The sequence below is a fragment of the Nannocystis pusilla genome, from assembly GCF_020073745.1.
In the GTDB taxonomy this organism is placed as follows: domain Bacteria; phylum Myxococcota_A; class Polyangia; order Nannocystales; family Nannocystaceae; genus Nannocystis; species Nannocystis radixulma.
On the sequence record NZ_JAIRAU010000009.1, the window covers coordinates 67,939 to 74,438 of the forward strand.

5 protein-coding genes and 1 pseudogene are annotated in these 6,500 nt (G+C 72.7%); 3 read left to right on the forward strand and 3 right to left on the reverse strand.

All coding sequences use genetic code 11. The features are described from left to right. Window positions 1-91 precede the first annotated feature (91 nt). The 3 genes from K7C98_RS11435 to K7C98_RS11445 all read right to left on the reverse strand — a co-directional run bounded on the left by K7C98_RS11435 (window position 92) and on the right by K7C98_RS11445 (window position 3,635). Window positions 92-766, reverse strand: a complete 675-nt coding sequence (locus K7C98_RS11435; RefSeq protein ID WP_224191643.1) for a hypothetical protein — start codon at window positions 764-766, stop codon at window positions 92-94. 302 nt (window positions 767-1,068) lie between these two features. After that, the gene (locus K7C98_RS11440) at window positions 1,069-3,204 is read right to left on the reverse strand and encodes an NAD(P)-binding protein (RefSeq protein WP_224191644.1); all 2,136 of its coding nucleotides are present in this window, start codon (window positions 3,202-3,204) and stop codon (window positions 1,069-1,071) included. A 59-nt stretch (window positions 3,205-3,263) separates the two neighbouring features. After that, a complete protein-coding gene (locus K7C98_RS11445) occupies window positions 3,264-3,635 on the reverse strand; it encodes a hypothetical protein (protein WP_224191645.1) in 372 nt (123 codons plus the stop codon). A 51-nt stretch (window positions 3,636-3,686) separates the two neighbouring features. Here K7C98_RS11445 and K7C98_RS11450 point away from each other — a divergent pair, with 51 nt between their 5' ends. The 3 genes and pseudogenes from K7C98_RS11450 to K7C98_RS11460 form a co-directional block, all read left to right on the forward strand. Beyond that, a complete protein-coding gene (locus tag K7C98_RS11450) occupies window positions 3,687-4,328 on the forward strand; it encodes a TrmH family RNA methyltransferase (protein ID WP_224191646.1) in 642 nt (213 codons plus the stop codon). 323 nt (window positions 4,329-4,651) lie between these two features. Beyond that, complete coding sequence (locus K7C98_RS11455) at window positions 4,652-5,404, forward strand: hypothetical protein (RefSeq protein WP_224191647.1); 753 nt, start codon at window positions 4,652-4,654, stop codon at window positions 5,402-5,404. A 516-nt stretch (window positions 5,405-5,920) separates the two neighbouring features. Beyond that, window positions 5,921-6,500 (forward strand): annotated as a pseudogene (locus K7C98_RS11460) (hypothetical protein); the annotation flags it as partial.

Consider the following 6,500-nt stretch of genomic DNA (forward strand, 5'->3'; position numbering starts at 1 on the left):
ACCCTCCGCGGCGTCGTCGCGCGCGCGCGACGAAGATACGGGGGTTTGCGTCAGGTGGCGAGCGTAGGCGCAGAGATGCGCGTGGTCTTGCTCACGGTGCGGCCGAGCGCTGTTTTCTCCGCGCGCCGACCTCGAAGAACCAGCCGAGGCTGAAGCTGACGATCGGATACCAGCGCTTGAGGTCGAGGTTAAGATGGATGAGGTGCGTCTTCATGCCGCCGACGCGCAGGCCGAAGTTGAGCGCGCCGCGGTCGAGCCGGCTGGTCAGCGAGAGCTCGAGCTGCAGCGCGTGATTGCCCCACAGCGCCGGCTGTGCGAGCCCCTGGTGACCGTCGGTCTGGTTGGCCACCGTCGGGAAGGGAAAGATGAAGCTCCAGCCGGCGGCGGCGCCGAACAGCTTGCCCTGATAGCCGGCGAACAGGCTCGGCTGGAAGATCGCCGGCATGGCGTTGCGCGAGTTGCCGACGTTGTAGCCGATGCCGACGCTCGGCCGGAACATGGCGTACTTCAGGAACTGCACCTGATAGGCGAAGTCGATCAGGAGCGGCGCGAAGTGGAACCGCTGACACCGCTTCGGGCTGTCGTCGCACGCCTGACTGGCGCGCACCCAGTCGGCGACGATGGCGATCCGCAGGCGGTGCCGCGCGGGCATCTGCCGCTTGCGCGGATCGGTGAGACCTTCGTCGCCGATGCTGCGCGCGGGAGCGGCGGCCGCGGCGGTCGGCAGCGCGAGCGCGAGCGCGACCAGGACGGAAAGACAGCGCACGAGTCCGAGGATCAACCGAGCGCGACGAGGTGTAAAGTGTTCGGCCGATCGCGGTCCGAGCCGCGCGCCGCCGGACGAGGGACGCCGCGCACGGGGCCCTGGCCCGGGTGGGGCACGGAACGGCGCCGAGGCGGCCATCGGCCGCTCGCCGCGGTCTTCGACCGTATGGGGCGGATGGGTCGAAGCTGTCGCCGCCGACCTGGGCGTGGACGCTGGAGCGATCGACGCGGGGCTCGAGCGCTCGCTCGCGCGAGGCGCCGCGATCTTGCCGCGAGCGGCTGTCGCGGCGCAGCCCCGGAGAATCACTCGAGGTCGACGCGGTCGCGTTCGCCGTGGATCGTGATCGCCTCGCCGCTGAGGGCGCGCGCGGCCTGCAGCCCGGTCATGACCGCCGATTCGGCGCAGCCGAGGTCGAGGGCGCCGCCGACCCAGTCGCCGGCGAGGTAGAGGTTGCGGAAGCCGCTGTCGCCGGCGCCGAGACGGTGGCGCGGATCGCCGGGCAAGGTGACGATCTGGCGATCGCTGGCGTTCTGGGTCGACCAGCAGTGCTGGGCGGCCAGGCGATGCTCGCCGGCGCGGCCCTGCGGATCGAGGAGCAGCTCCCAATTGAACTCGTCGGTGCCGACGAGCGAGGCCTCGGGCCACAGCGCGCGCGGATGGCTCTTGAGCCAGGTCTCGGCGAGGTCGCGCACGGGCTCCCGGCTGCCGTCGGCGGCGCGATCGCGGCGCGGGCCGCTGAGCGAGGCGATCGCGCCGGGCCAGTGCTCGCGCGGCCAGCCCTCGTAGGCGGCGGCGGTGGAGAGGTTGGCCCAGCGCGGCAGCTCGGTGCGGACGACGTCGCCGGCGCCGGCGCGCGGGCTGCCGCCGAGGAGCTGCGCCCAGGTCGGCGACAGCCACAGCTGGGCGCCCATGGCGGCGATCGAGTGGGTGTGCTCGAGCATGGTCTGCCAGCGCGGCTCGCGGGCGGCCAGCTCGCGCGCGGCGCCGGCGAGCGCGGGCGGCGGGATGGCGACCAGGATGTCGTCGAAGTCGACGCCGACGCGCAGCACGACCTCCTCGACCTCGGGCGACTCGTTGGCCTCGAAGTCGATGGCCTGGATCACCGGATCGTCGCCGAGCACGATCTGCGAGTAGAGCGGGCGGCTCGGCCAGCACGGCAGGCCCTTGACCTTGACGAGCGGCTCGTACTCGGCGACGCCGGGCGCGAGCTCGATCTGGCGGCCGATGACGGCCGCGGACACGCCCGAGCCGCGCGGGTCAGGGCAGAGGTGCTTGAGCTTGTGGAAGAACTGGAAGGCGACGCCGCGGTCGCGGAGGACGCGGTAGAGCGGGGCGAACAGCACCTCGCCGAGGCCGGCGGCGGGGGTGTAGTAGAGCGCGCCGGAGAACGCGAGGTAGCGGCGCAGGGCGGCCCGCAGCAGGGCGCCCGCGGCCCCGGAGGGGCGCTCGACGTCGCCTGACTCATAGGACATGTGGTCGGCGTAGAGGGCGACGAGCACGGTGCTGGCGAGCGACTCCTCGGTGGCGCCGTGACGGCGGAGCCACGCGCGCAGGTCCTGATCGTCGATCGCGGAGAGACCGGCGCGGTCGAGGCCGTCGTGGAGGATCCCGCGCACGGTGGCGAGCGCGAGGTCGACCATGGCGGTGAACTGCGGGTGGTGCTCGCGCGCGCCGAGGCCGACGAGCGCGCGCAGGCTCTGCTCGCCGCAGTGGGTGAGCGGCTGGGCCCACGCGCGCCGCTGCCGAGAGGTGCGGGGCGCGTCCTCGCCGTCGACGGCGGCGGCGGCGCGACGCAGGAGGAGGTCGTAGTCGGGGCTCTGCGGGTCGAAGCCGTCGTAGGCGCGCACGCCCTGGCCGCCGGCGCGGCGGATCAAGGCGGGGAGCAGCGCGCGCGAGGCGTCAGGCCAGCGCGGGACGATCGCGGCCCAGGTCGCGAACTGCGGGTGCAGGCGCGGGATGCAGTCGATGGCCCACAGCAACAAGGTCTGGGCGAACTGCCACACGCTGGGCTGCGCGGCGCCGTCGCCCGGCAGGCCGTCGCCGCGCGGCAAGGTCATGGTCCACGGGGGGACGCGGTCGGCGCGGTCACCTGTCCCGAGGAGCAGGGTGTCGCACGGCTTGAACGCCTCCTTGAAGGTGGCGAGGGGAGCGCCGGGCGGCTTGCGCGTCTCAGCGTAGACGCGGCGCGCGAGGGCGAAGGCGTTGTCGTACCAGCCGTACCAGACGTGATGCCCGAGGCCCTCGCTGCGGGCGTGGGCGCGGAGGTTGCGGCCGCTGCGGGCCTTGCCGCCGAGGCGCCAGCCGATCTGATAGACGGTGATGTCGAAGCGGTCGCGCCAGTTCGGCAGCTCGGTGAGGGCGAACACGGCGCTGAGCGAGCCGAGCCCGCCGCCGAAGACGGCGAGCTTGCGGGGTCGAGTCGTGGTGCCGGCGGGCATGGCTGCAGAGGTCGGCGATGGTAGCTCGGATCCGCCCGGCCGGCGTCCCCGCCGGATGTTCAGCCCCCTGCGGACCGATCCGCCATGTCGATGAAGCTGTGGAGGAAGCCGCAGGTGGAGCAGGCGAGCGAGTGGACCGGGGCGGAGTGGGTGAAGCCGCCGCTCGGCGAGGTGAACCGCAACGTGCTCATGTGCAAGGGCAAGGGCGCCCGGGTGTCGTGGCCGGCGAAGATCGCCACGGGTAACAGCGTGACGCCGCCGCACATGACGCAGGCCTTGTGGGCGCCGGAGCGGCGGCGCTCGCGGGTGTCGTCGGCGACGCCGCGGGCGCGCGCGTCGGCCTCGGCGAGCTCGCGCCGCAGCCGCTCGTTCTCCTGCTCGAGCGCGGCGAGCTGCAGGAGCAGCGCCTCACGATCGTCCCGGTACGCCACGCACGCGACACCTTAGCAGGTCGCGGGCTTCGGCTGCTACCCTGCCGCCCGGTGACCCGATTCATCGCCCGTCAGTGCGAGCGCGCGAGCTGTCGTCTCCGCTTCCCGGTGGCCGAAGACAGCCCGCTCGGTCAGTCGTGTCCGCACTGCGGCGGACCGACGGCCGCAGACCCCGAGCCCTACGAGAGCCACGAGGCGCGCGCGCCGGCGCGAGCGAACGGGCCGGAGGTGCAGGCGCTGCTCGACAACGTCCGCAGCCTGAAGAACGTCGGCTCGATGTTCCGCACCGCCGACGGGGCCGGCGTCGCGCACATGCACCTGGCCGGGTTCACGCCGACGCCCGATCACCCGACGATGGCGAAGACGTCGCTCGGGGCCGAGAAGACGGTGCCGTGGACGCTCCACCGCGACGGCGCGGCGGCGGCGGCCTGGTTGGTCGACGCGGGTTGCCGGCTGTGGGCGCTCGAGGGCGGACCACGGGCGACGCCGTGGTTCGAGGCGCTGCACGAGCGCTCGGGGCCGCCGATCGTGCTGGTGGTCGGACACGAGGTGTCGGGGGTCGATCCGCGGATCCTGGCCCGCTGCGAGCGCGTGCTGGCGCTGCCGATGCTGGGGATCAAGGGGTCGCTCAACGTGAGCGTGGCGTTCGGCGTGGCGCTCTACAGCCTGCGCTTTGGGACAGGGTCCGACTGATGCCCGCGCGCCGCGAAGCTGTGCGCCAGCGCAACTGACGGCGGCGTAAGAGATGCCGCGAGCCGGCGTTGTACGGAGGCGGAGCTGGCGCCGCTCGCCTGTGCGATCGAACAGGTGCGATCGGCCATGGCGCTAAAACACAGCGCAGGGGCCTGTCGCGCGGCGCCGCCGGAACTCGATGATTTCATGGCAGAGAGGCTTTTCGCTGCATGTGCGGAACCGCCACATCGAAGTCGCGACTGGTGCGTGACATATCGCGGACGAGGCGCCGGGGCTGGAGTTGTGTTACCGTGCCGGCCTCTCAGAGGAGAACCCGAAACGTGATGCTGCTTCGAACTCTGGCTGTTCCTGTCCTGGTGCTCGGTCTGGCGTCGGCTGGCTGTGGCAAGAAGACCCCCGACGGCACGACCCCGCCGGGCGAGACCGGCGCCGGCGGTGCATCCGCCGGAGGTGGTGATTCCGGCGGCGGTGAGGCGGGTGGTGAGGCCGGCGGCGAGGCCGGTGGTGATACGGGCGCGGGTGAGTCCGATGCCTCGCAGAAGGTGTGCGACGCCGAGGTCGGCGACACGCCGAAGGCGGTGTTCGCCGACAACGTGATCCTGCGCCTGCCGAAGGGCATGGACCTGGTCGAGGAGACGCCGTTCTTCGCCCGCATCGGTACGAAGGACACCGTGTCGACGTGCGACGCGGTGATCAGCTTCGCCGGCCTCGGTTACTTCCAGGCCGACACGGCCAAGAACATCAAGCAGGTCCGCGACGAGACGATCCAGGCCGCACGCGCCGTCCCGCCGAGCGAGGTCACCTGGGCCGACGAGACCGAGAAGGGCCGCGACTACTCCGGCTCGTACTCGATCCCGGAGGACGATAAGGGCAACCCGCCGATCAAGGGCTGGTTCGTGCTGAAGGAGAAGGCCGGCTACACGTTCTGGTACGCGCTCGAGACCCATCCGAACGCCTGGAACGCGCTCGCCAAGACCTTCCAGGAGTCGGGCAACCGCCTCCGCATCGGGCCGAACATCGCCCCGGCGCCGGAGCCCACGCCGCCGCCCGCGAGCGGCAAGAAGAAGGGCAAGTGAGCTGAGCGTCCTCCCGACGCCAGCCGGCGGCTCCGCGCTGTTGCGCGGGGCCGCTTGTCGTTTGGTCGCAGCGACTCGGATCGCGCGAGCCTGTGGCGCCATGCGAGCGCAGACTTGCGGACAAGGATGTCGATGAAGGCGAGCGCGTAAGGAAGAGGTTGCGAGACAGGCGGCCGCGGCGAGGAGGTCGATCGATGGAGGCGGTGCGCGGAGGTTCGGTGGACGTGGGCCGCGGTGGGGAGGTCGATCGCCGGACGCGGGCGGCGAGGACGTCGCAACGGCGGCGCAGGCGATCGCGCCGCGGCGAGGACGTCGTTCGCCGGGGTCGAGCGGCGCGCGCCTGCGGCGAGACGGGTTCGGCGGCCGTGAACGCCGGGCATGGGGTCGTGGTCGCCAGCGCCGCGCGGTCGAGGTCGGCGACCGCGTCGAGGCGCCCGCGTGGATTGACTTCGCGGCCCGCTCGCGGTCTGATCGCGCCACGTCGGGCCGCGGGCCCGACACGCCAAGGAGATCTCGATGTCGCGCGTCGTCCTGTCCTTCGCCCTCGCGCTCGCGTGGGCCCCGCTCGCCGGCTGTGCCGTGAGCGCCAGCGCCGCGACTGGCTCGGGGAACATGTCCTCCGGGACAGGTCCTCAGGGCAAGCCGGCCCGCCGGGTCGACGCGGGCGGTGCGGCGGCGAGCGAGGGCGGCGCCGGAGCTGCGCCGGCCGGACCGCCGCCGTGTCAGCCGGCGCTCGCCGACACCCCGACCGCGCTGTTCGGCACGCGGATCCTGGTGCGCATGCCGAAGGGCGTCGAGTTGGCCGAGCAGAACCCGTTCTACGCCCAGGCGGTCGCGCCCGACCAGGCGACGAGCTGCGGGCAGCCGCTCGCGTACGCGGCCGTGGGCTTCTTCGAGTACCCGAACGCGCCGACCACGGCGGTGCGCGACCAGGTGCTGGAACTGCGCGGGATCGCCAAGGGCAGCGCGACGTGGGAGGACGAGGGCACGCGCGGCAAGACGTACACCGGCGCTTACTCGGCGCCGGCCGACGATGCCACCGGGGCGCCCGCGGTGCGCGGGTGGTTCGTGCTGCGCGACGCGAACGACAAGTACG

Bases quoted from the DNA above. Each gene is read 5' to 3' on its own strand.
- K7C98_RS11440 (WP_224191644.1), bottom strand. From the start codon at position 3,204: ATGCCCGCCGGCACCACGACTCGACCCCGCAAGCTCGCCGTCTTCGGC.
- K7C98_RS11455 (WP_224191647.1), top strand. From the start codon at position 4,652: ATGCTGCTTCGAACTCTGGCTGTTCCTGTCCTGGTGCTCGGTCTGGCG.